The sequence below is a fragment of the Flavobacterium flavipigmentatum genome, assembly GCF_020911905.1.
GTDB lineage: Bacteria > Bacteroidota > Bacteroidia > Flavobacteriales > Flavobacteriaceae > Flavobacterium > Flavobacterium flavipigmentatum.
In genome coordinates this window covers 4,208,024-4,229,466 of sequence record NZ_CP087133.1, presented here as the reverse complement: position 1 = coordinate 4,229,466, position 21,443 = coordinate 4,208,024, and the positions used below count along the sequence as shown (strand labels likewise).

General features: G+C 35.2%; 22 protein-coding genes. 3 read left to right on the top strand and 19 right to left on the bottom strand.

Annotation, left to right across the window (positions count from 1 at the left end):
* Window positions 1-9 precede the first annotated feature (9 nt).
* Together LNP22_RS17840 and LNP22_RS17835 are read left to right on the top strand one after the other, a co-directional pair.
* Window positions 10-378 carry a 2TM domain-containing protein gene (locus LNP22_RS17840; RefSeq protein WP_229974661.1) on the top strand — a complete coding sequence of 123 codons (369 nt, stop codon included), beginning with the start codon at window positions 10-12 and terminating at the stop codon, window positions 376-378.
* A 220-nt stretch (window positions 379-598) separates the two neighbouring features.
* Window positions 599-1,360 (top strand): LytR/AlgR family response regulator transcription factor, encoded by a 762-nt coding sequence (locus LNP22_RS17835; RefSeq protein WP_229974660.1) that lies wholly within the window; start codon window positions 599-601, stop codon window positions 1,358-1,360.
* Here LNP22_RS17835 and LNP22_RS17830 read toward each other — a convergent pair.
* Both LNP22_RS17830 and LNP22_RS17825 read right to left on the bottom strand, forming a co-directional pair.
* A complete protein-coding gene (locus LNP22_RS17830) occupies window positions 1,341-2,366 on the bottom strand; it encodes a COX15/CtaA family protein (protein ID WP_229974659.1) in 1,026 nt (341 codons plus the stop codon). The two genes, LNP22_RS17835 and LNP22_RS17830, sit on opposite strands and share 20 nt — an antisense overlap.
* Before the next feature lie 94 nt (window positions 2,367-2,460).
* Window positions 2,461-3,894 carry a CCA tRNA nucleotidyltransferase gene (locus tag LNP22_RS17825; protein ID WP_229974658.1) on the bottom strand — a complete coding sequence of 478 codons (1,434 nt, stop codon included), beginning with the start codon at window positions 3,892-3,894 and terminating at the stop codon, window positions 2,461-2,463.
* Window positions 3,895-4,154: 260 nt separating this feature from the next.
* On the opposite strand from LNP22_RS17825, the gene yaaA reads away from it, so the two are divergent.
* Window positions 4,155-4,913, top strand: a complete 759-nt coding sequence (gene yaaA / locus LNP22_RS17820; RefSeq protein WP_229974657.1) for a peroxide stress protein YaaA — start codon at window positions 4,155-4,157, stop codon at window positions 4,911-4,913.
* Between the two features lie 167 nt (window positions 4,914-5,080).
* On the opposite strand, the gene LNP22_RS17815 is transcribed toward yaaA, so the two are convergent.
* The 17 genes from LNP22_RS17815 to LNP22_RS17735 all read right to left on the bottom strand — a co-directional run bounded on the left by LNP22_RS17815 (window position 5,081) and on the right by LNP22_RS17735 (window position 21,440).
* Window positions 5,081-6,670: a DHA2 family efflux MFS transporter permease subunit gene (locus tag LNP22_RS17815; protein WP_229974656.1), complete on the bottom strand. Its 1,590-nt coding sequence runs from the start codon at window positions 6,668-6,670 to the stop codon at window positions 5,081-5,083.
* Between the two features lie 4 nt (window positions 6,671-6,674).
* The gene (locus LNP22_RS17810) at window positions 6,675-7,754 is read right to left on the bottom strand and encodes an HlyD family secretion protein (protein WP_229974655.1); all 1,080 of its coding nucleotides are present in this window, start codon (window positions 7,752-7,754) and stop codon (window positions 6,675-6,677) included.
* A gap of 12 nt (window positions 7,755-7,766) precedes the next feature.
* The gene (locus LNP22_RS17805; protein WP_229974654.1) at window positions 7,767-9,089 is read right to left on the bottom strand and encodes a TolC family protein; all 1,323 of its coding nucleotides are present in this window, start codon (window positions 9,087-9,089) and stop codon (window positions 7,767-7,769) included.
* Complete coding sequence (locus LNP22_RS17800; RefSeq protein WP_210666527.1) at window positions 9,079-9,708, bottom strand: TetR/AcrR family transcriptional regulator; 630 nt, start codon at window positions 9,706-9,708, stop codon at window positions 9,079-9,081. Before LNP22_RS17800 ends, LNP22_RS17805 begins: the two co-directional genes overlap by 11 nt.
* A 281-nt stretch (window positions 9,709-9,989) precedes the next feature.
* Window positions 9,990-10,751, bottom strand: coding sequence for a tryptophan synthase subunit alpha (gene trpA / locus LNP22_RS17795; RefSeq protein WP_229974653.1), 762 nt, complete (start codon window positions 10,749-10,751; stop codon window positions 9,990-9,992).
* Window positions 10,752-10,809: 58 nt separating this feature from the next.
* On the bottom strand, window positions 10,810-11,547 hold the full coding sequence (locus LNP22_RS17790; protein WP_229974652.1) for a carbon-nitrogen hydrolase family protein: 738 nt from the start codon (window positions 11,545-11,547) through the stop codon (window positions 10,810-10,812).
* A 26-nt stretch (window positions 11,548-11,573) separates the two neighbouring features.
* Window positions 11,574-11,891, bottom strand: coding sequence for a gamma-glutamylcyclotransferase family protein (locus tag LNP22_RS17785; RefSeq protein ID WP_229974651.1), 318 nt, complete (start codon window positions 11,889-11,891; stop codon window positions 11,574-11,576).
* A 146-nt stretch (window positions 11,892-12,037) separates the two neighbouring features.
* Window positions 12,038-13,219, bottom strand: coding sequence for a tryptophan synthase subunit beta (gene trpB, locus LNP22_RS17780; protein ID WP_229974650.1), 1,182 nt, complete (start codon window positions 13,217-13,219; stop codon window positions 12,038-12,040).
* Complete coding sequence (locus LNP22_RS17775) at window positions 13,209-13,859, bottom strand: phosphoribosylanthranilate isomerase (protein ID WP_229974649.1); 651 nt, start codon at window positions 13,857-13,859, stop codon at window positions 13,209-13,211. The genes trpB and LNP22_RS17775 overlap by 11 nt, the downstream gene beginning before the upstream one ends.
* A gap of 59 nt (window positions 13,860-13,918) precedes the next feature.
* Window positions 13,919-14,698, bottom strand: a complete 780-nt coding sequence (trpC, locus tag LNP22_RS17770; protein WP_229974648.1) for an indole-3-glycerol phosphate synthase TrpC — start codon at window positions 14,696-14,698, stop codon at window positions 13,919-13,921.
* Window positions 14,699-14,775: 77 nt separating this feature from the next.
* The gene (gene trpD, locus LNP22_RS17765) at window positions 14,776-15,768 is read right to left on the bottom strand and encodes an anthranilate phosphoribosyltransferase (protein WP_229974647.1); all 993 of its coding nucleotides are present in this window, start codon (window positions 15,766-15,768) and stop codon (window positions 14,776-14,778) included.
* Between the two features lie 112 nt (window positions 15,769-15,880).
* Window positions 15,881-16,447, bottom strand: a complete 567-nt coding sequence (locus LNP22_RS17760; protein WP_229974646.1) for an anthranilate synthase component II — start codon at window positions 16,445-16,447, stop codon at window positions 15,881-15,883.
* An 81-nt stretch (window positions 16,448-16,528) separates the two neighbouring features.
* Window positions 16,529-16,969 carry a hypothetical protein gene (locus LNP22_RS17755; RefSeq protein ID WP_229974645.1) on the bottom strand — a complete coding sequence of 147 codons (441 nt, stop codon included), beginning with the start codon at window positions 16,967-16,969 and terminating at the stop codon, window positions 16,529-16,531.
* 69 nt (window positions 16,970-17,038) lie between these two features.
* Window positions 17,039-18,439 carry an anthranilate synthase component I family protein gene (locus LNP22_RS17750; protein WP_229974644.1) on the bottom strand — a complete coding sequence of 467 codons (1,401 nt, stop codon included), beginning with the start codon at window positions 18,437-18,439 and terminating at the stop codon, window positions 17,039-17,041.
* A gap of 296 nt (window positions 18,440-18,735) precedes the next feature.
* On the bottom strand, window positions 18,736-20,010 hold the full coding sequence (locus LNP22_RS17745; RefSeq protein ID WP_229974643.1) for a hypothetical protein: 1,275 nt from the start codon (window positions 20,008-20,010) through the stop codon (window positions 18,736-18,738).
* A gap of 198 nt (window positions 20,011-20,208) precedes the next feature.
* The gene (locus LNP22_RS17740; RefSeq protein WP_229974642.1) at window positions 20,209-20,775 is read right to left on the bottom strand and encodes a YceI family protein; all 567 of its coding nucleotides are present in this window, start codon (window positions 20,773-20,775) and stop codon (window positions 20,209-20,211) included.
* 32 nt (window positions 20,776-20,807) lie between these two features.
* Window positions 20,808-21,440: an NAD(P)H-dependent oxidoreductase gene (locus tag LNP22_RS17735; RefSeq protein ID WP_229974641.1), complete on the bottom strand. Its 633-nt coding sequence runs from the start codon at window positions 21,438-21,440 to the stop codon at window positions 20,808-20,810.
* Window positions 21,441-21,443 lie beyond the last annotated feature (3 nt).

Here is a 21,443-nt window from a genome sequence, read left to right as displayed (position 1 = left end):
TTAGAAAAAATGGGTAGATTTAGAAAGTATATGTTCGAAAGTGAAGCTGACAGAGAATTAATTTCAGATGAACATTACAATATGGCGTATAAAAAAGTAAAAAGAATTAAAGGATTTTATTCGCATTTAAGAGTTTATTTAATCATTAATGTGCTGCTGATTATTTCGAACTTGAGCAGAAATTTTATAGGATCAGGATTCAACGAAGAGCGATTATTTGAGTGGCATACCTATTCTACCGCATTATTTTGGGGAATCGGTTTGCTGGCACACGCATTATCGGTGTATGGTCGCGATATCTTTTTTAGCGATGCATGGGAAGAAAGAAAAATCAAGGAAATTATGGATAAAAAATCGGCAAATACCAAATGGCAGTAATTTGGTTTAAATTTTAATCCGTTGGCTTTTGAAAAAAGAGTATTGCTTTTGCAGTATATAAATTAAGAATTCATTTCGTTAAAAATTTAAATTATAGATTTTAGTGAGATGAATTCGTGCCGTTTTAAGTTTTGTTATTTCTTTCTTTTTTTAATTGATAAAAAGCATATTTTTGATTCATTTTTATATTTAAAACCAAAATAAACCGACCTTTTTAAGCATGAAAACATTGATCATAGAAGATGAGAAACCCGCAGCAAGATTACTGCAACGGAAGTTAGAGAAACTAAATATTGCGGTAGAAACCATGTTGCATTCTGTTGAAGAATCGGTAGATTGGTTTACGAAAAACGAACATCCAGATCTTATATTTTTAGATATTCAGCTGTCTGATGGTTTATCTTTTGAAATTTTTGAAAAAATTGACATCAAAAGTGCCATTATTTTTACGACAGCTTATGACGAGTATGCACTGAAAGCTTTTAAATTAAATAGCATCGATTATCTCTTGAAGCCAATTGATGAGGATGATCTGGAAGTAGCTGTTATTAAATTTAAAGAACGTTTACCTAAGGTAGATTCGACAAATCTTCAGCTTGATTTTGAGCAGATAAGAAAAATGTTGTCCAATCCTTTTGAGAAAAATTATAAAAAAAGATTTACGGTTAAGATTGGACAACATTTGAAGGTGATCACAACAGATGAAATCGAGTGTTTTTTTAGCGAAAATAAAGGGACTTACATCCATACTTTCGACAATAGAAACTATCTTATTGACTCTACTTTAGAGATTCTTGAGCAAGAATTAGACATGAAAGATTTCTTTCGCGTAAGCAGAAAATTTATCATTCCGCTTCCAGCGATAAAAGAAATACAGTCGTATACCAATTCTCGTCTTAAAGTAATTTTACCTACTTACAAAGAGGATGAGGTGATTGTGAGTCGCGAAAAAGTACAGGATTTTAAGAGTTGGCTGGGATAGGTTTTTTTGCTTCCAAAATCATATAAAACTGAATTCCGAACAAGATAGAGGCTATTATCAAGTGTATTGCCTGACTTCCAACAGGGAAATCAAAATAGGCCATAGCTATCCCGGTTATAATCTCAAATCCGATTAAGAGTAGCACCCATTTTGTTTTTGAAAAGCCTAAGCCGAACTTTGTATTCCTCACATACAAATAGATGTTTGTAAGTAGGATCACTATAGAGAAGGAGCGGTGAACGTAAAAAATAACCGATGGATTTTGCAACCATAAAATGCTTTCAGTTAAACCATTTTTTATCTGCTCGTCTACAAATTGACGTACTTGTGTACCAATTGCAATCTGAATCAAAGTCAATAGAAGCGAAAATAACAATACATTTTTAAAATTGGTATTGTATCGTACCGCAGCTAATTTGGGTCTTGCCAATTGAATAATGTACAAAATAACCGCTACGATTACCAAAGCCATAATCATGTGAACTGTTATTTTGATAGGATTTAATACAGAATAAACCACTTTTGCCCCTAGCCAGGCCTGAAAACCCATCATGACAACAACAAGCCATGAAAGCAAAGTGATTTTTTTATTTTTATTCCGAAATTTAAATGAAGCAACTGCCATTATAAAGCAAGCAATTCCAGCCAGAGCACCAAACAATCTGTTGATATATTCGATCCAGGTATGCAATGGATTAAAAATAGCATAATCATGTTTAGTATATTTTTCCCAGTGAGACGCATCAAAACTTGTTTGGGTTGTAAAGTTATCCTTGGCAACCAAAAGTGTTTCATCTTTGATAATTACCTGACCTTTTTCGAAAACACGATTTGGCGCCCAAGTCAATTCTTTTAAATCGGTTGGGGGAATGTAATATCCAAAACATTTTGGCCAGTCCGGACAGCCCATTCCGGAACCTGTCATACGAACCAAAGCTCCTGCAACAATAACTAAATAAACTAAAACTAATGCTGTTTTTGCGATTGTAGGGAAATATTTTTTCATTTTTTTTGAGTGAATAAGTTTCTGAGGTTCTAATTTTACAACACTTCAATTGAAACAATAATATTTTAAATGATCTAGATTTTTGTTACTTTAATTACTCAGTAACTTTTTTCAGCCCTAATTTTTTTGCTCTTTTTTGCATAAAAGCAAAAGCTGCATCATATTCATTAGGGATTTCACCTTCCAGAATGGCTTCCTTAATTGCCTCTTTTAAGATTCCGATTTCTCGAGAAGGTTTTAAATTGTAATATTCCATGATTTCTTCGCCCGAAATAGGTGGCTGAAAATTACGTACATGGTCGCGTTCTTCAACTTCGACAATTTTTTTGCGAACTATTTCGAAATTTTTATGGTATTTTTTGAATTTGCCTGGGTTTTTGGTCGTGATATCTGCTTCGCAAAGTGTCATCAAATTTTCTACATCTTCGCCAGCATCAAAAACCAAACGACGAACCGCACTATCTGTCACGATATCTTGCGCCAAAACAATCGGTCGTGAACTCATGATGACCATTTTTTGCACAAATTTCATTTTATGATTCAAAGGCATGTGCAGGCGCTCGAATATTTTTTTGGCCATTTTTCCGCCTAAAAACTCATGTCCGTGAAAAGTCCAGCCTTGTTTTTTGTTAAAACGTTTTGTGGGCGCTTTTCCTATATCGTGCAACAAAGCCGACCATCGCAACCAAACATCATCTGTATTTGGGCAAATATTATCGACCACTTCAAGCGTGTGATAAAAGTTGTTTTTGTGGGTGTGACCTTCAATTTCTTCTACCTGATTTAAAGCGGTGAGTTCGGGCAAAATTATATCTAAAAGTCCAGTTTGGTACAAAAGCAAGAAACCTACAGAAGGTTTATCTGTAGACAGAATTTTGTTCAGCTCGTCTACGATGCGTTCGCCAGAAATAATTTTTATTCTTTCTGCATTTTGTGTAATAGCATCAAGAGATTTTTTTTCGATCTCAAAACCCAATTGATTCGCAAAACGAATCGCACGTAACATACGCAGTGGGTCATCAGAATACGTGATGTTTGGGTCTAATGGCGTTTTGATCGTTTTGTTTTCTAAATCTGCCAGACCATCAAAAGGATCAGAGAGCTCGCCAAAAGTTTTTTCATTCAATGATAAAGCCAGCGCATTGATGGTAAAATCACGACGATTTTGATCATCTTCCAGCGTTCCGTTTTCTACAATTGGATTTCGGCTCTCAAAATTATAAGACTCTTTTCGTGCTCCAACAAACTCAATGTCAGTATCTTCAAAACGCAACATGGCTGTACCGTAGGTTTTAAAAACTTGTACTTTAGGTTTTTTTGGAAGTAGTTCAGAGACTTTTAAGGCCAATTCGATACCGCTACCCACGGCAACCACATCAATGTCTTTTTTACTGCCTCGGTTCAAAAGCAAATCTCTCACAAAACCGCCAATTACGTAGCTATCTACGTTGAGTTCCTGAGATGCTTTCGAAATGATTCCGAAAATTTTATGATGTAAAGCTGTTTTGTAGTTTGTTGGTATCGCCACGAATTCACTAATTTAAAATATTACTTTTCTTTCTCGAATGAGATTGAAACGTATGCAAATTTACAACATAGATTACGCCTTTTATAATCTGGAAGCTACTTTTTTAAAGAAATTATCAGTTTTGAATGTCTAATTTTATCAAAATGTAAAAAGAGATTATTTTTGATCTAAGACTTTTATAGAACTATCGAACAAATCAATTTGTATCTGTGTTTTTTATGAATGCAATTTGTATTTTTGAATCAAAGAAAAAAGTACAGATGAAAATTGTTATATCGCCAGCCAAGTCCTTAAATTTTGATAAAGAGTTACCCACTTCTCACTATACAGAACCTTCTTTTTTGAAGGAAGCACGTGAGGTTCATAAAGTTTTAAAACCTAAAAAGCCTTCAGAATTGGCCGATTTAATGTCAATTTCGGATAAATTATCCGAGCTAAATTGGCAAAGAAATCAAGACTGGAAAACACCTTTTACACCAAAAAATGCGAGACCAGCAGTGTACACTTTTGATGGTGATGTGTATACAGGTTTGGATGCCTACACAATTCCCGTAGAAAAACTAGATGTTTTGCAGCGTAAATTGCGAATATTATCGGGACTTTATGGCGTTTTGAAACCGCTTGATCTTATGCAGGCCTATCGATTGGAAATGGGAACTAAATTACCTGTTGGTGCATACAAAAACTTGCACGAATTTTGGAAACCTACTGTTACCAAAGCTTTGAATAAAGAACTTGTAAAAGATGAATTATTTGTCAATTTGGCCAGTAACGAATATTTTTCTGCAGTAGATGTAAAGGCTTTAAAAGTACCGGTTATAACGCCAGATTTTAAGGATTATAAAGACGGAAAATTAAAAATAATTAGTTTTTTTGCGAAGAAGGCAAGAGGTATGATGGTGCGTTATATCATAGATACCAATGCCGAAACTATTGATGACCTGAAGGGTTTTAATTATGAAGATTACCAGTTTGATGCCAATCTTTCAAAAGGAAATCATTTGGTTTTTACGCGATAGTTTTTTTAGGGAGTGGCAGAGGTTTAGAGAGGCAAAGCGGCAGAGGTTTTGACTTCAAAATTTTGAAATTTTATTATTGTTGTAACGAATTTTAGATTGTTTAATTTATAAAAACACAAAAGCCGGGTTAAAATTATCTAACTCGGCTTTTTTGTGTCAATTGTTTTTTAATGCATTGCATCGGCAGGATTTATTTTGTTTTTTCCTTTTTTAATTAATAGAATAATCGGAATACAAAATAAAAACATTATGCCCAAGTACATAAAAATATCAGTATATGCCATGACGGTACTTTGTTTTAGAACGGCGTAATCAAGTGCCTGATACGTTTTTTTTAGGGCAACATCTGCACTGTATCCTTTGGCTTCAAAAGCTTTTTGCATTCCTGCGATACGTTGTTGAACCTGATATTTTGCCGGATCGAGATTGTTGATCAAATTTACCCGGTGTTCCTGACTAAAACGCGTGATAAAAGTAGTAATGATTGCAATACCAAAAGAACCTCCTAATTGTCGCATCATTCCTGTAAAAGCTGCTCCTTCGCCAATGTGTTTTCCTTTTAATGTCGAAAGTGATAATGTCGTGATCGGTACAAAAAGTAATCCCAAACCAACACCTCTTAATATCAGTGGCCAATACATGTGTTCTACTCCTGTGTCGGGTGTCATGCGGGTTTGCATCATAAAGGTAAAGAAGAAAAAGACCAAAAATCCAACTCCTACCATATAGCCTTGCGGAACTCCTCGCTGAATCATGTTTCCAACAAATGGCATCATGATCGCCGTTGTAATCGAACCAGGTATGAGCAGCAAACCTGCATCCGTGGCGGTCCATCCTAAAATAGACTGCGTGTAGATCGGAATAATTAACGTGGAACCATATAATCCGAAACCAAGAATGAAACACATAACAGTTCCGATTCGAAGGTTTCCATCCTTTAAAACACTTAAATTTACGATTGGATGCTCATAAGTAAGCTCTCTCCAAATAAATAATACTAATCCGAGAACACTTACAACACTTAGGGTTATAATTAGCGAATTATCAAACCAATCGTCTTGCTGTCCATGCTCTAATACAAATTGTAAAGAACCTATAAATGTTGTTAACAAAATAATACCCCACCAATCTACTTGATTGGCTTTTAATTTTTCGCCATATTTCGGACTTCTTACAAAAGCAAGAGTTAGTACAGTAGCGATAATCCCTAACGGAATATTAATATAAAAGATATACGGCCACGAATAATTTTCGACTAAATAGCCTCCTAAAGGCGGACCAAGAGTAGGACCAACAATTACTCCCATTCCGTAAATGGCTTGTGCCATACCTCTTTTGGCTACAGGATAACTTTCGGTAATAATAGTTTGAGCGGTAACTAATAATGCGCCACCACCCATACCTTGCACAAACCTAAAAGCGACCAACTCCCAAATATTACTGGCATTTCCGCATAAAAACGAACAGACAGTAAATATTATAATCGACGCCACAAAGTAATTTCGTCTTCCAAATTGCTGTGACAGCCAACTGGTCATCGGAATTACAATCACGTTTGCAATTGCATACGCTGTAATTACCCAAGCCACATCTGTCAAGGTAGCGCCAAGGCTTCCTCGCATGTCTGTTAGTGCTACGTTTACAATCGTGGTATCAACAATTTCCAACAATGCACAAAGTACTGCGGTAATCGTAATAATGACACGTCTGTAACCGTATTCTACTAAATCGTCTTCTCCTGCTTGTACTGCTGTCATTATTTTATTTTAAATGTACGTCTACATCAACATTCATTCCCGGACGTAATAATTTTACTTTTTCAGGATCATTTGAGTCATCCAAACTGATTTTTACCGGTAATCTCTGAATTGTTTTTACGAAGTTACCTGTGGCATTATCAGGAGGCAATAATGAAAAGCGTGATCCTGTTGCTGGAGAGAACGAAGTTACAGTTCCTTTAAATTCATAATTAGGATAAGCATCTACTTTTAAGGTCACTTTTTGTCCCACAATCATTTTATTCAATTGTGTTTCTTTAAAGTTGGCTACCACCCAAGCTTCATTATTATTGATGATGTAAAACAAAGATTGTCCCGGCTGTACCAGTTGTCCTGGCTGAATATCAACTTTAGAAACCTGACCATCAATTGCAGCGGTAACTACGGTATAACTAAGGTTAAGTTTAGCAACTTCCAACATGGTTTGTGCTCTTTTGATATTAGCAGCAGCAACTTCTGTTTGTTTGTCTGAAACTTTAGATTTTGACTGAATAACCGATTTTTGGTACGAACTTGCTCTTTGTTGTTGCTCTAAAATACGCACTTGACTTTCTGCTTCATCTTTTGCAGCCAAAGCTTTCTCGTACTGTTGTTTGGTGATCGTGTGTGTTTTGTATAAATTATCGTAACGGTTAAAATCACTGGTAATTTGTTTCAATCGAATTTTAGCCGTTTCGATAGAACCGCCGGCAGATTTTACATTCGCATCAGAAACAGAAATACTTGCATTCGCACTTCCAATATCTGCCTTTGCAGCTTCATATTGACTTTCTGAACCCAATAAAGTAGCGTTAGCTTCATCGATTTTTAACTGGTAATCTCTTTTATCAATCGTAAATAACGTGTCTCCTTTTTTTACAAAATCATTATCTTTTACATACACTTTGCTAATGTAACCTGATACTCTAGGGATAATCGGATTCATTTTTTTCTCAATCTGAGCATCATCTGTTTCTTCATGAGCTAATGAATGCATGTATTTTGTTATTCCGTATATTCCGCCCACCAAAATCAAAACGGTTAGTATAATGATGAATTTCGTATTTGTTTTTTTCTTTTCCATGAGAGCTATCGATTATATTTTAGAAAGATTGAAAGATTGTGATAATTGTCCTGATACGGTAAGCAATTCGTAATATTTTTGAATGATATTCGATTTTGAAACCGCTTTGTTTATTTGCGCACTTAGTTGATCTACATCAGCCTCTAATAAATCATTAGTATCTGCCAAATCATTATCATATTTGTCTTTTACAAGTCTAAAGTTTTCAGAAGCTTGTTCTACAGCCTCCTCATAAACAATACTTTGATTGATGGCTAAGTGATAATCTTCTATCGCTTTTTGAACTTCTACTTTTATGTGATCTGTAAGTATGGCTTCAGAAGTTTTTGCTTCTAAGGCTTTACTTTCTGCAACTTTTACATTAGCACTATTTTTGATGATTCCCGATAAATCATACGATAATCCTATTCCAAAATTCATTGCATATTTTACAGTAATAATATCTTTTAAGTCCAAAGCGGTATAACCTCCCAACAAGGCAATAGAGGGATAATAACCTGCTTTTGCTATTTTGATATTGGCTTCACTTGCTTTTCCCTGCAATCGAATCGCTTCAAGATCTTTTCTATTTTCGATAGCAACCTGATCGGTCATCGGAGCGTTATCCGTTTTTAAATTAAAGAAATCACTTTCGTTAATTTCTAACTGAGTTGTAGTGGGCAGCTTTAGTAAAGTCGTTAGATAAAAGTTAACGATATTCAAGTTGTTATTGGCTTCATCAATCGATAATTGTATTTTAGAAACCTGTAATTGCGCTTTCAATAAATCATTTCTCGGAATAATACCATTCTTTTCTAATTCTGTAAAATCAGTTACACGTTGTTTGGCTCTCTTTTGATTTTCATTCAATAAATCCAGTGTTTTTTGAGCTTTATACAAATTAGTGTAATACGTAATAACACGCATGGCTACATCTTCTTTGGTTTTGGCAGAATAAGCACTTTCAGCTTCATATAAATTTTCATTTAATTTAATGCTGTTCTGAATTTTAAAACCTGCAAAAAGCGGTAAACTTAAAGTCGCTTGCCCAAACATAAGTTGATCCGGAGACGGCAATGGATCAGAACTGGCAACATCATTGTGCATATCAACAGACGCTTTTGTCAAGCGTTGGTACTGACCCGAAATTTTTAAGTCAGGATACTGATTGTTTTTTATAGATCGTAATTCATATTTTTTTGAGTTCACCTTAGTTTCCGCAAGAGAAACCTCGTTGCTTTTTGTCCAGGCCATTTTTACGGCTTCGTCTAAGGTTAAACTTGTTTTTTCTTGTGCTTCTATTGAAGAAATTCCGATAAAGAAAACTCCAAAGAGCATTAATTGATTAATTTTCATAAACAAGTAGCGCTTTTATAGTTTGTTGAATGTGCTTTGTGAGGCTGTTTTTAATATAATCGTTGTACAACGTTTCTGTATTTAAATGTAAGAGTTCCTGAAAGAAAGGTTTGTTCATGTGAAAGTGAAAAAAAGTTCCTAAAATCGTGGGTGTGATCAGCGGAATAACAACATCTGTTCTAAAAATCCCCTTAGATTGTCCTTCTCTGATGATGGTTTCCAGAGATTTTAGATTTCCTTTTTTTAACTCAGCAAAAGCGGCCAAATTCTCTTCTCTTTTTTTAGAAGTTAATTCAAAATGTAAAATTCTGTAAATTCCTCTGTTGCAATTAATTCTGTTGATGTAAATTTCAACTAATTTATTTACTTTATCAAGTGGCTCGAGATTTTCGTGCAATAATGACTCAATTTGTAATTTTAAATCAGAAGTTTTGTACAGAATTAAAGCTTCAAGAAGTCTTTCTTTAGAACCAAAATAATACGAAACCATGGCGATATTTATTTTCGCCATTTTTGAGATATCCCGTATCGAGGTGCCGTCAAATCCTTTCTCAGAAAATAGCTTTTCTGCAACCTCAAGAATCTGAATTTTTTTATCGTTTAATTCAATGTTTGACATGATCGTGTTTCTAATCGTGTACAAAATTAAACAACTGTTTAATTTAAACACTTGTTTAGTTTTTGTTTAACAAAATATTAACGTAAAACGGTGTGGTAATTTTTGTGCATAAAAAAAGCTGAAATTTGTATTTCAGCTTGTATTTCTAGTAATCTTATCATTTCGACAAAGGAGAAATCTTCGTTGCAAGATCGACAAAGATTGAGGCTTTTGATTGAGGAGTAATTTATGGAGATTTCTTCTCCGTCGAAATGACAAATTATGATTAATAAAATATAGTTTTACCTGATCTCTCCAACAAAATCCTTAATTTTTCCGGAACCATTTTCGCTCAAATGTTTGATAAAAGCACTGCCAATAATAGCTCCTTTTGCAAATTTAGTAGCCTGAGTAAAAGTTTCTCTGTTCGAGATTCCAAAACCAATTATTTGTGGATTTTTAAGGTTCATGTTTGAAATTCTCTCAAAATAATTTTCCTGTGTGTCTCCAAAACCTGCCTGAGAACCCGTAACGCTTGCAGAACTGACCATATAAATAAATCCGTTTGAAACGCTGTCGATAAAACGAATGCGTTCGTCAGATGTTTGTGGAGTGATCAGAAACACGTTTATTAAACCGTGTTTTTCAAAAATAGCTTTGTATTTTTCGGCATAAACATCAACAGGTAAATCTGGAATAATTAAACCGTCGATACCAACTTCGGCACATTTTGTGCAAAATTCTTCTATACCGTATTGCAGCATCGGATTGAAATATCCCATAATAATGAGCGGGATTTTTACGCTTTCGCGAATAGTACGCAGCTGATCAAAAAGAATTTGAGTGGTCATTCCGTTGTGAAGTGCCTGCGTAGAACTCGCCTGGATAGTGGGGCCATCAGCCAACGGATCGCTAAAAGGCAAACCAATTTCGATTAAGTCAACGCCATTTTTTTCTAAATCCTGAATGATTTGAACCGTATCGTTTAAGTTTGGATATCCAGCCGAAAAATAAATAGAAAGTATCTTTTTATCTTCTTGTAATTTTTGAGTTATTCTGTTCATTTTTATTCTTTTATTGATTCCTGCAAGGTTTTTCGAACCTTGTAGGTATGTTATTTTTTTAATTTTTTATAATCTGACTCGTCCAATGATCATTTTGATTTTCGACCAATAATAATCCCGAATCCGAATCGTTCATCTGTGCGACAAGTTCACCTTTGTTATTCCAAAAAGCACTTTTTCCGCCAGAAGGATGTCCCCAGGATGCTCCGCTAAAATTAGACATCAAAATATTCATTTTATATTTTTGCGCATAATTTTGCAAATCCCGATACGCATTAGGAACGCCGCTTGGTGAGAAAAAAATACTTGCTATGTAAATTGAAGTATCTTTTTTACCGGCATTTTCAGGATGCAAAGGATTGTCAATATCGGCGCAAATTGCAAAAGAAATTTTTTGATCGTCTATCAATATCATCGGATTGTGATCTAACGAAGGCTGAAAAAATTCGTCTTCACCTTGGTGTAAAAATTGCTTTGTATATATTTTGATTGAATGGTCGGGAGCGATGATAAACTCGCTAATAAACAATTGCTCATTTATCTGAATAGGCGCACCAACCACAATAATAATGTTATGTTCTACCGATAATTTTCTTAAATGATCGAGTCTACTATCGTTTTTTGCAAAAGCCAATTTTGTCGCATTCTCCCGCTCGTAGCCTGTAATAGACATTTCGGGAAAGACAATTAGATGAGCTCCTTTTTCTGCAGCCAATTTTATAAGACGATAATGATCTACTAAATTAGCTTCTATATCTCCTCGTTTTGGTTGTGTTTGTGCAGCTGCTAGGATCATTTTTGGGTGCAAGTGTTTTTCTATTATTAACTTTCTATATAAATCCAAGCAACTAGCCCTGATTTTAAGGTGATTTGAACTCTTTTGTAAGCATTTGATTCAAATAAATCTGCTTTTGCGAGGTCTTTGCTGGTGATTTTAAAAACCATACCTTCGATCTTATCTGAAGATTTTTCGCTAGCAGTTGCTACAAAATAGTCTGTCATGCCAAATTCTTCCTCTATTTTCAGATCTTTTAGTTTATAGCCTGTCAGCTCATCTGGTGTGCCGGTGAGAAGTTTATTAAAAACCTGCATTTGAATTTCTTTTGATTGTAATGTTCCGTACGAAAATAGATGTTCCATAATTGCTGTTTTTCTCGTTGTTTGTGTGCGTTAGGGATGGAAGCGATATCTCCCGATTTAGAAAAACAAGGCTTTTTAGCCGTAGTTTTTGTTAATCGGGAATTTAGCGGACAGCCCGACCCTTGGGTAACGCCCAAAATAGTCTTCTATAATTTGAAATAATCGATATAATTGTCTAAATCTTTATCGCCACGACCCGAAAGACTGATGACCACGATGTCGGTTGGTTTGAATTTCTTTTGGTCTAAAACCGCAAAAGCATGCGCACTTTCTATGGCTGGAATGATTCCTTCCAGTTGGGTGAGCTGCAAACCTGCATTCATGGCATCCTCATCGGTAACCGAGAAGAATTCGCCACGACCTGTTTGCGCTAAGTGTGCGTGCATTGGCCCGACTCCAGGATAATCTAAACCAGCAGAAATCGAGTACGGTTCCGTAATTTGCCCGTCTGGAGTTTGCATCAAAAGGGTTTTGCAACCGTGAATAACGCCTACTTTTCCTAACTTACTAGTGGCTGCGCTGTGCCCGCTGTCAACTCCTTTTCCGGCAGCTTCAACGGCAATAATTCCAACTTCAGGCTCGTGCAAAAAGTGATAATAGGTTCCCGCAGCGTTGCTTCCGCCTCCGATACAGGCTACGACATAATCAGGGTTTTCGCGACCTTCTTTTTCTTTTAACTGCCATTTTATTTCTTCTGAAATCACGCTTTGAAAACGTGTTACCATATCGGGATAAGGATGCGGCCCGATGGCAGAACCAATAATATAATGGGTGTCTACCGGATTGTTGATCCAGTCACGGATGGCTTCGTTGGTGGCATCTTTTAGAGTGCGTGAACCCGAAAGAGCTGGACGAACTTCGGCTCCCAACATTTTCATACGTGCCACATTGGGTGCCTGACGCGCAATGTCAATTTCGCCCATATACACGATACATTGCATACCCATTAAAGCACAAACTGTTGCAGTGGCCACTCCGTGTTGTCCCGCACCGGTTTCGGCTATAATTCGTTTTTTATTCAGACGTTTTGCAACCAATATTTGCCCGATCGTATTGTTGACTTTATGTGCTCCGGTATGATTGAGGTCTTCTCTTTTTAAATACACTTTTGTGTTGTATTTTTCAGACAGTCGCTTGGCAAAGTACAATGGACTAGGACGTCCCACATAATCTTTTAGCAATTGGTCAAACTCTGCTTTGAAATCAGGCTCACTCGTAATTTTTAAATAATTCTGACGTAATTCTTCTACATTTGGATACAGCATTTCGGGAATGTAGGCTCCTCCAAATTCTCCGTAATATCCTTTTTCATTGACATTATAATTCATTGTACTCTTGTTTAAGGTTTAAAATTTCAGGTTTTAAGGTTTTCTGAAACTTTCTCAATAGACTTTTGTTTTTTAATCCTGGTACTGTCTCAAATTTGCTGTTTACGTCTATGGCGTAAATAGGTAAATTGAGGTTTTTTATGACGGGTATTTCTTCAATTCCGATGCCACCACTCAAGAAGAATGGTTTTTCAGATTTGTAATTTTCTAATATTTTCCAGTCGAAAGTGACTCCGTTTCCGCCGGGTAACTTTCCTTTTGTGTCGAATAAAAAGTAATCACATACTTTCTCGAAAGGTAGTAAAACTTCGAAATCAAAAGTTGCTTCAACAGAAAATACTTTTATGATTTCGATTCGGTTCCCGATTTTATCTTTCAATTCCTGGCAGAAGGCAACAGATTCTTCTCCATGCAATTGTACCGCCTGCAAATCGTAGTGATTGATTTTGGAAATAATGTTTTCGACGGTTTCGTCTACAAAAACACCGACTTTTTTGATTGTTTTGATCAGTTCCGGAATTTCTCCGTTACAATATCGAGCGGATTTTTCCCAGAAAATAAAGCCCATATAATCGGGTAGGAGCGAGCCTACTTCGAGGATATTATCGGGATATTTCATGCCGCAGATTTTGAGTTTCATTTTTTTTTGCTTTAAACTAAATTATTAATTCTTAAAAGATGTATTCTTTACAACTGAGTCTATAGCTGTTTGATAAAATCAGTTGCTGCCTGACCCGCATTATTAGTTTTCATGAAATTTTCGCCTATTAAAAAACCCTTGAAACCATAAGGCCTTAGTTGAGAAATAGCTTCGACTGATGAAATACCGCTTTCCGAAACTTTTACAAAGTCATTTGGAATTTGTGAAGCCAATTGCTTGCTAAAATCAAGGCTTACTTCGAAGGTTTTTAAGTTTCGGTTATTTACGCCAATCATGTCTAATGTAGGCATAATTGATTTTTCTAACTCTTCCTGATTATGTACTTCTAATAAAACTTCTAAACCTAAATTTTTAGCAAAAATCGAAAGAGATTTAATTTCTTCGCGTGTTAAAACCGCAGCAATCAAAAGGATCAGATCGGCTCCAAAAGCTTTGGCTTCGAGAATTTGATATTCGTCTACGATGAATTCCTTTCGCAAAAGCGGAATATTGACACTCGCTCTTGCTAAAAGTAAATCGTCTAGTGAACCACCAAAATATTTCCCGTCTGTTAAAACTGAAATACCACAAGCTCCTGCATTTTCATACCCTTTTACCACTTCTTCAACCGTAAAATCATGATTGATGACGGATTTTGATGGGGAACGGCGTTTGTGTTCGGCTATAATTCCGCTTGAACTTGTTTTTAGTTTTTGACTTAAAGAAATAGTCTCTCGCTCAAAAAATACAGAATTCTCCAGTTGCGATACTGGAATAATAGCTTTTTTAAGAACGACTTCTCGGTGTTTATCGAAAATTATTTTATCTAAGATATTCATTATGTTATTTGTTTCAGGTTTCAAGTTTCAGGTTCGTTCCAACTAATTTGAAACCTGAAACAAAAGAAACTAATTTTTTATTTACTTAATTCTTGTAATGTTTTTAATGCTTGATGTCCTTTTCCAGAGAACAGACTTTCTTTTGCTAATTCAAAACCTTCCAGCGGACTGCATTTTGTAACGGTTGCAATAGCCATTGCGGCATTGGCACAAACCACATTGTTCTGAGCTTCGGTTCCTTTACCGGAAATAATATTGACAAACATATCTGCAGATTCCTCGATGGTTTTTCCGCCTTCAATTTGGCTTTGCGATAAAAGGTGAATGCCAAAATCTTCCGGTTTGAGCATGCCTTCTATATGATTCGAAATGGTTTTGGTTGGTCCTGTCAAAGAGATTTCGTCATAGCCGTCAAGCGAATGTAAAATCGTAAAATTGACATCGGTACTTTGGTACAAATACGCATAAATTCGGGCTAATTCTAGGTTGAAAACACCAACCAATTGATTCTTTGGAAATGAAGGATTTACCATAGGTCCCAACATATTAAAGAAGGTTTTTACAGCCAATTCTTTTCGGATCGGACCAACGTTTTTCATTGCTGGGTGAAATAATGGCGCGTGTAAAACACAAATTCCAGCCTGATCAATACATTTTTCTAAAAAGGAAGCATCATTACTAAATTGGATGCCCATTTTCTCCATTACGTTGCTCGATCCAGAAATAGATGAAACTCCGTAATTCCCGTGTTTTGCGACTTTTATTCCGGCTCCGGCTGCCACAAAAGAAGCCAATGTTGAAATGTTGAAAGTATCTTTTCCATCACCACCGGTACCACACAAGTCGATCGTATTATAAGCAGACAAATCAACACGAATACACAATTCTAGCAAAGCCTCACGAAAACCCGAAAGTTCTTCAATAGTAATACTTCGCATCATAAATACAGTCAAAAATGCCGAAATCTGACTCGGATTGTAATGGCCACTCGAAATGTTAATCAATACATTTTTGGCTTCTTCTTTGGAAAGTATTTCGTGGTTGATTAATTTATTTAATATATTTTTCATTGTTTTTAAAGGTTCTAAGTCGCTAAGCAACTAAGGTTCTGAGTTTTTTTAGGTTTAAAGTTTCAGGTTTCAGGTTTCAAGTTTCGTTACCTGAAACTTGAAACAAAACAAACTAACTCTTTATCCAATTCTCTAAAATTCTTTTTCCGTTTGGAGTTAACACACTTTCGGGGTGAAATTGTACGCCTCTTACATCAAATGTTCTGTGGCGAAGCGACATAATCTGACCGTTTTCGTCGACAGAAGTGGCTTCTAAAACGTCCGGTAAACTACTGTCTACTACCCAAGAATGATATCTTCCTACTTCAAATTCGTTCCCCAAACCTTCAAACAAAAGTTCATCCGAAACTACTGTTTTTACATTCGTAGCAACTCCGTGGTATACTTTGTCAAGGTTTGAAAGTGTTCCTCCAAAAACTTCTCCAATTGCTTGTTGCCCCAAACAAACGCCCAAAATACTTTTTGTTGGCGCATATTTCTGAATTACAGCTTTTAATAAGCCTGCTTCCTCTGGAATTCCTGGTCCTGGTGAAAGTAAAATTTTTTCAAAAATGACAATCTCATCGATGTCAAATTCGTCGTTTCTGTATACCGTAACCTCACAATTTAAATCCTCTAAATAATGCACCAAATTATAAGTGAAACTATCGTAATTGTCTATAACTAATATTTTTTTCATGTCTTTTATTTTCTTTCAGGTTTCAAGTTTTCTTTGTTTCAAGTTTCAACAATTTGAAAATTAAAACCTAAAACTATTTTTCTATTTTTCTCGAACGTATTTTTCTGTAATAATTCGGTCAACTCCTAATTTTTCTATTTTTTCAATTCCTTTTTGAATCAGTGTGTCGTTTTTAATTTTAACAACAAATTCAAATTTATTATTCTCCCACTTACGATTATTGAAGTATTCTAAATTCTCGGTATAAATACTATCCTTTAAAGTATATTTTCCGCCACCACCAAAAAATATGGCTGAACTGTCTTTTCCGTTATTCAAATCATGATTGAAAAAAGCAAAATGAGAATCGTTTATAATTTTGATCATTTTTGTTTTTGAGTCGAAAGTAGAGACAGTCGAATCTTTTTCAGTCTTTTCAGCAGCTACTAAACGCCAGGTTCCTTCAATTGAGTTTTTATTTTTGTCTGTGTGACAAGCCGAAATGGTCATCATTAAAATTAAAGCCGAAATTATTTTTTTCATAATACTTTTTATTTTGTTTAAAATTTCAAGTCCCAACAATCTGAAACTTGACACAAAGAAAACTTCTAACTAAATTTTCTCTGCCATTTCTAAGGCGGTATTCAATGCTCTCAGTTTGTTGTACACTTCCTGCATTTCGCTTTCTTCATCAGAACTTGCCACGATTCCAGCACCTGCCTGACAATGCAATTGATGATTTTTACTGAGGAAAGTTCGAATCATAATGGCATGATTAAAATTACCTTCAAAATCCATGAAGCCAATCGCGCCTCCATAAAAATTACGATTTGTTTTTTCGTACTCTTCGATCAATTGCATGGCTCTGTGTTTTGGGGCTCCACTCAAAGTTCCGGCCGGAAAAGTATCGGCAACCACTTGCATCGTGGTTGCTTTTTCATGTAAATGTCCCGTAACTTTTGAAACCAAATGAATCACATGAGAGAAAAACTGTACTTCTCTGTATTTTTCTACATTTACATCGTGACCATTTCTGCTCAAATCGTTTCGGGCCAAATCAACCAACATTACATGTTCGCTATTTTCTTTTTTATCCTCTGAAAGTTCTTTGGCCAAAAGCGCATCACGCTCATCATTTCCTGTTCTTTTGAAAGTTCCGGCAATGGGATGAATCTCAGCCTTTCTATTTTTTACAATAATCTGTGCTTCTGGCGAAGAACCAAAGATTTTAAAATCGCCGTAATCAAAAAAGAATAAATAAGGAGATGGGTTAATGCTTCGCAAAGCTCTGTAAACATTAAATTCGTCACCTTTAAAACCCTGTGTGAAACGGCGTGATAAAACCAGCTGAAAGACATCGCCACGGAAACAATGTTTTTTTGCCAAAGCCACATTATGCTTAAATTCTTCATCGGTTAAGTTAGAGAAACCTTCGCCTTCTTTGGTGAATTTGTACGAAGCGATATTTCGTGATTGTAATAATTGCTCAATTTCAGAAATATTGTTTCGACCGTCAACACTGTGGCAAAAAATATACGCTTCATTTTTGAAATGATTGATAGCAATAATATTTTGATACACCGCATAAAAAACATCCGGGATTGAAGTAGCATTGTCTTTTTTGGCAATGGCAACTTTCTCGAAATAACGAACAGCATCATACGAAATGTATCCAAACAAACCATTATTGATAAATTTAAAATCGTTTTTCTCTGATTCGAATTGACTCGAAAATGCCTGAATTACTTCTGGAATGTTGGTTGAAGCATCAATGGCAATTTGCTCTGTTGTTCCGTCAGGAAAGCTTTTTGAAATAATTTCGTTTTCGATCTTAATGGTAGCAATAGGGTTGCAGCAGATGTATGAAAAACTATTGTCATTACCATGATAATCACTACTTTCCAGCAATAAACTATTCGGAAATTTATCTCTTATCTTAAAATAAATGCTTACTGGCGTGATGGTGTCTGCCAGAATTTGTTTGTAATGTGTGTTGAGTATAAAAGGTTTCAAAGTATTTCGTTTTTTAAGTTTTAATTTATTTTTAATTGAGTTATAACCAAAAAAAAAGGCTTGTCGTGATGACAAGCCTTTTATGTTTATAGTTTTACAATACCATAGGAAGCTTTGTTCACGACGTTTGACGTAAATTCTTCCACCACCAAGTATTGTTCATTATTGTTTTCATATCTTATTTTGATTTTACAAATATATAAATGTAATTTGAATTAGAATACATAAATTTTCAAAAAAAAACTTTATAAACTTAGAAATTTGTTAGATTTAAAAATCAATAATTTTATACTTGCTTAGTTTCCGATGGCAAGCGTATTGTTTTGGTTCATTCTAAAGTCTGGATTCCCTTTGATATTTGGTAATGTAAACAACTCACTGTTTTTGTTTTTGGTGTATGAAAGCTCTAATTCGGGTTTGTTATAAAAACTTTGAATGATAGTATTACTACCTGTAGATTCGCTTGTAATTCCGCCATTGCAATTGTTAATAATCAAATTTTTGAATGTAAGTTTAGATAAATTTACCTCTCCATTGCCAATGTTTCCTTCTAACAAGGCAAAAGGGCTAAAGCCTGAAATGATGCTGTTGGTTAGATTAAAAAAAGTATCTTCTCTCACAAAAATAGATTCACGAACCAAACCTTGGTTGTTTTCTTCCAGATTTACAAGTGTGATATTACTGGCGTTTATATGAGTAAATTTTTTAGAGACGTCTGTGTTTTGAATTTTATCATAAGAATCTACTTCAAAACATCTTGAGCCTGAAACATCCGATGAAAAAGGATGACGAATCGCAATACTGTTACTGATATTGATTTGTGAACCTTGCGTAAAATCAAAATCATCATCGGTTGTACGGTATGAAATCAGGTTGCTCATGTTTAATTCTCCTCCGTAACATTCAAAAGAGTCGTCATTTGAGAAACTAATTTGTATATTATTGATAACGGTTTTGCGACCAACTCCCGCCAATGATAATCCGTTAAGTTCCTTTAGAGCACTTAATTTTCGACCCGAATATTCAATTCGAACATATTTTATGATACCGGAGTTGTCATCAATATCTTGGCCTCCATAATGGTTTATTACTGGATCTAGATCAAAAGGCAAAGGATGTATTCCGCCAAGAGTATTTATGGGAGCTTTTCCTAAAATTACAATTCCGCCCCAGTCGCCTGGTTTTCTGTCGTTTATTTCTTTATTTGATGTAAAAATAATAGGATCTGTTTCCAGTCCTTCAGCTATAATTTTTGAACCATTAGCGATAACGAGTGTTCCGCAAGTTTTGTCGTCACCACGAATTACTGTTCCCGGTTCTATAGTCAAAACGGCGTTATTTGTTACGTAAACTACCCCAACGAGCTGGTACGTATTGCGTTTGTAAAGTTTGGTGTCTTTGTCGATCGTTCCAGCAATTATATTTGTCGCTTCATTGTATTCGATGGCAGTAGGCTTAAAATTGGTCCAGTTGCTCATCCAGTTGGTATTTCCGGTGATTCCTTTTTGTTGTGCCTGAAGAAAAAAACTGCTTAACAGCATTAGAAGTGCAATATGCATTTTTGTTTTCATAATTTTGATTGCTAGTTTTGATATTTTTATTTGTCCCAAAATTAAAAGACTCATGTTAATCAAAACCCCAATCATTATTACCAAAGTGTTATGTAAAGATTATGAACGTTATTTTTTTTGAATATATCGCAAAAAAGAAACCTCAATAGCACAAGCTTTTGAGGTTTCTTTAATAGATGAACGAGTAAGTCTGAAATATTAGAATTTTAAAACTACTGCCAATTCGAAATCGTCATTGATTGTTTTGTCTCCTAAGTTTTCGAAGAAGTTACCAGAATTGTATTTGATGTCGTATTTAGTTCTGTCAACTTTGAAAGCTGTTGTAGCAGAATTTCCGCTTACTGCGATGTCAAAAGTTACTGGTTTAGTAATTCCTTTGATGGTTAAATCAGCAGTTACTGTATATACGTCAGTTGCTTTAGCTCCGATAGTTTTGAAAACTAATTTTGCTGTTGGGAATTTTTCAGTTCCAAAGAAATCGTCTGCTTTCAAGTGACCATTCAATTTTCCTTGGTATTCTCCAGTTAAATCCGTAGCAGTCAATGAAGTCATGTCTACTGTAAAACTTCCGCCAGTTAATTTTTTTCCTTTAAAAACAACAGCTCCGTCTTTAAAATTTACTGTTCCAGAGTGCTCTCCAGTTACTTTTTTTCCTACCCATTTGATAGTACTTGTTTTTACGTCGATTTTTTTAGTTTGAGCATTTACAGAAATGCTAGCTACCGCTACGAATAATGCTATTGCAATTGTTTTTAAATTTTTCATGTTCTTTAAAATTGATTTTAGATTAATATTAATTATAGTTTGATAAATAATTCTTCTTGTGATTTTCTAACTTTTTTGTAATGTTGTGCTTCGTCTTCATCGTGTCTGTAGCCTATTGGTGCAATAACAGAAGCGTTTAAACCTAGTTTGTCAAAACCTAAGATTTCATTAAATGCAGCAGCATTAAATCCTTCCATCGGTGTTGCATCGATTTTCAATTCAGCGGCAGCGTTTAATAAGTTGCCTAATGCAATATAGGTTTGTTTGGCTGTCCAGTTATTTTTTGCTTCAGCCGATAAGTTTGCTATCGAGCCTTTTATCATGTCACTAAATCCTGCTAAAGCTTCTAAAGGTAATCCTCTTGTTTCGCTGATATTAGCCATATATTTGTTTACAGCATCTTCACCAACGTTCACGTCATTTGCAAAAACAAATAAGTGTGAAGCGTCTGTAACCTGAGTTTGTCCATAAGCGGCAGCTTTTAGTTGCTCTCTTATTTCTGGATTTTCTACAATAACAACTTTGTAAGGTTGTAATCCGTATGAAGAGGCGCTTAAGCGTACTGCTTCTTTTATTGTGTTTAGATCTGCATCAGCTATTTTCTTGGTAGCATCAAATTTTTTGGTAGCATATCTCCAATTTAGGTTTTCTAAATATGTGCTCATAAT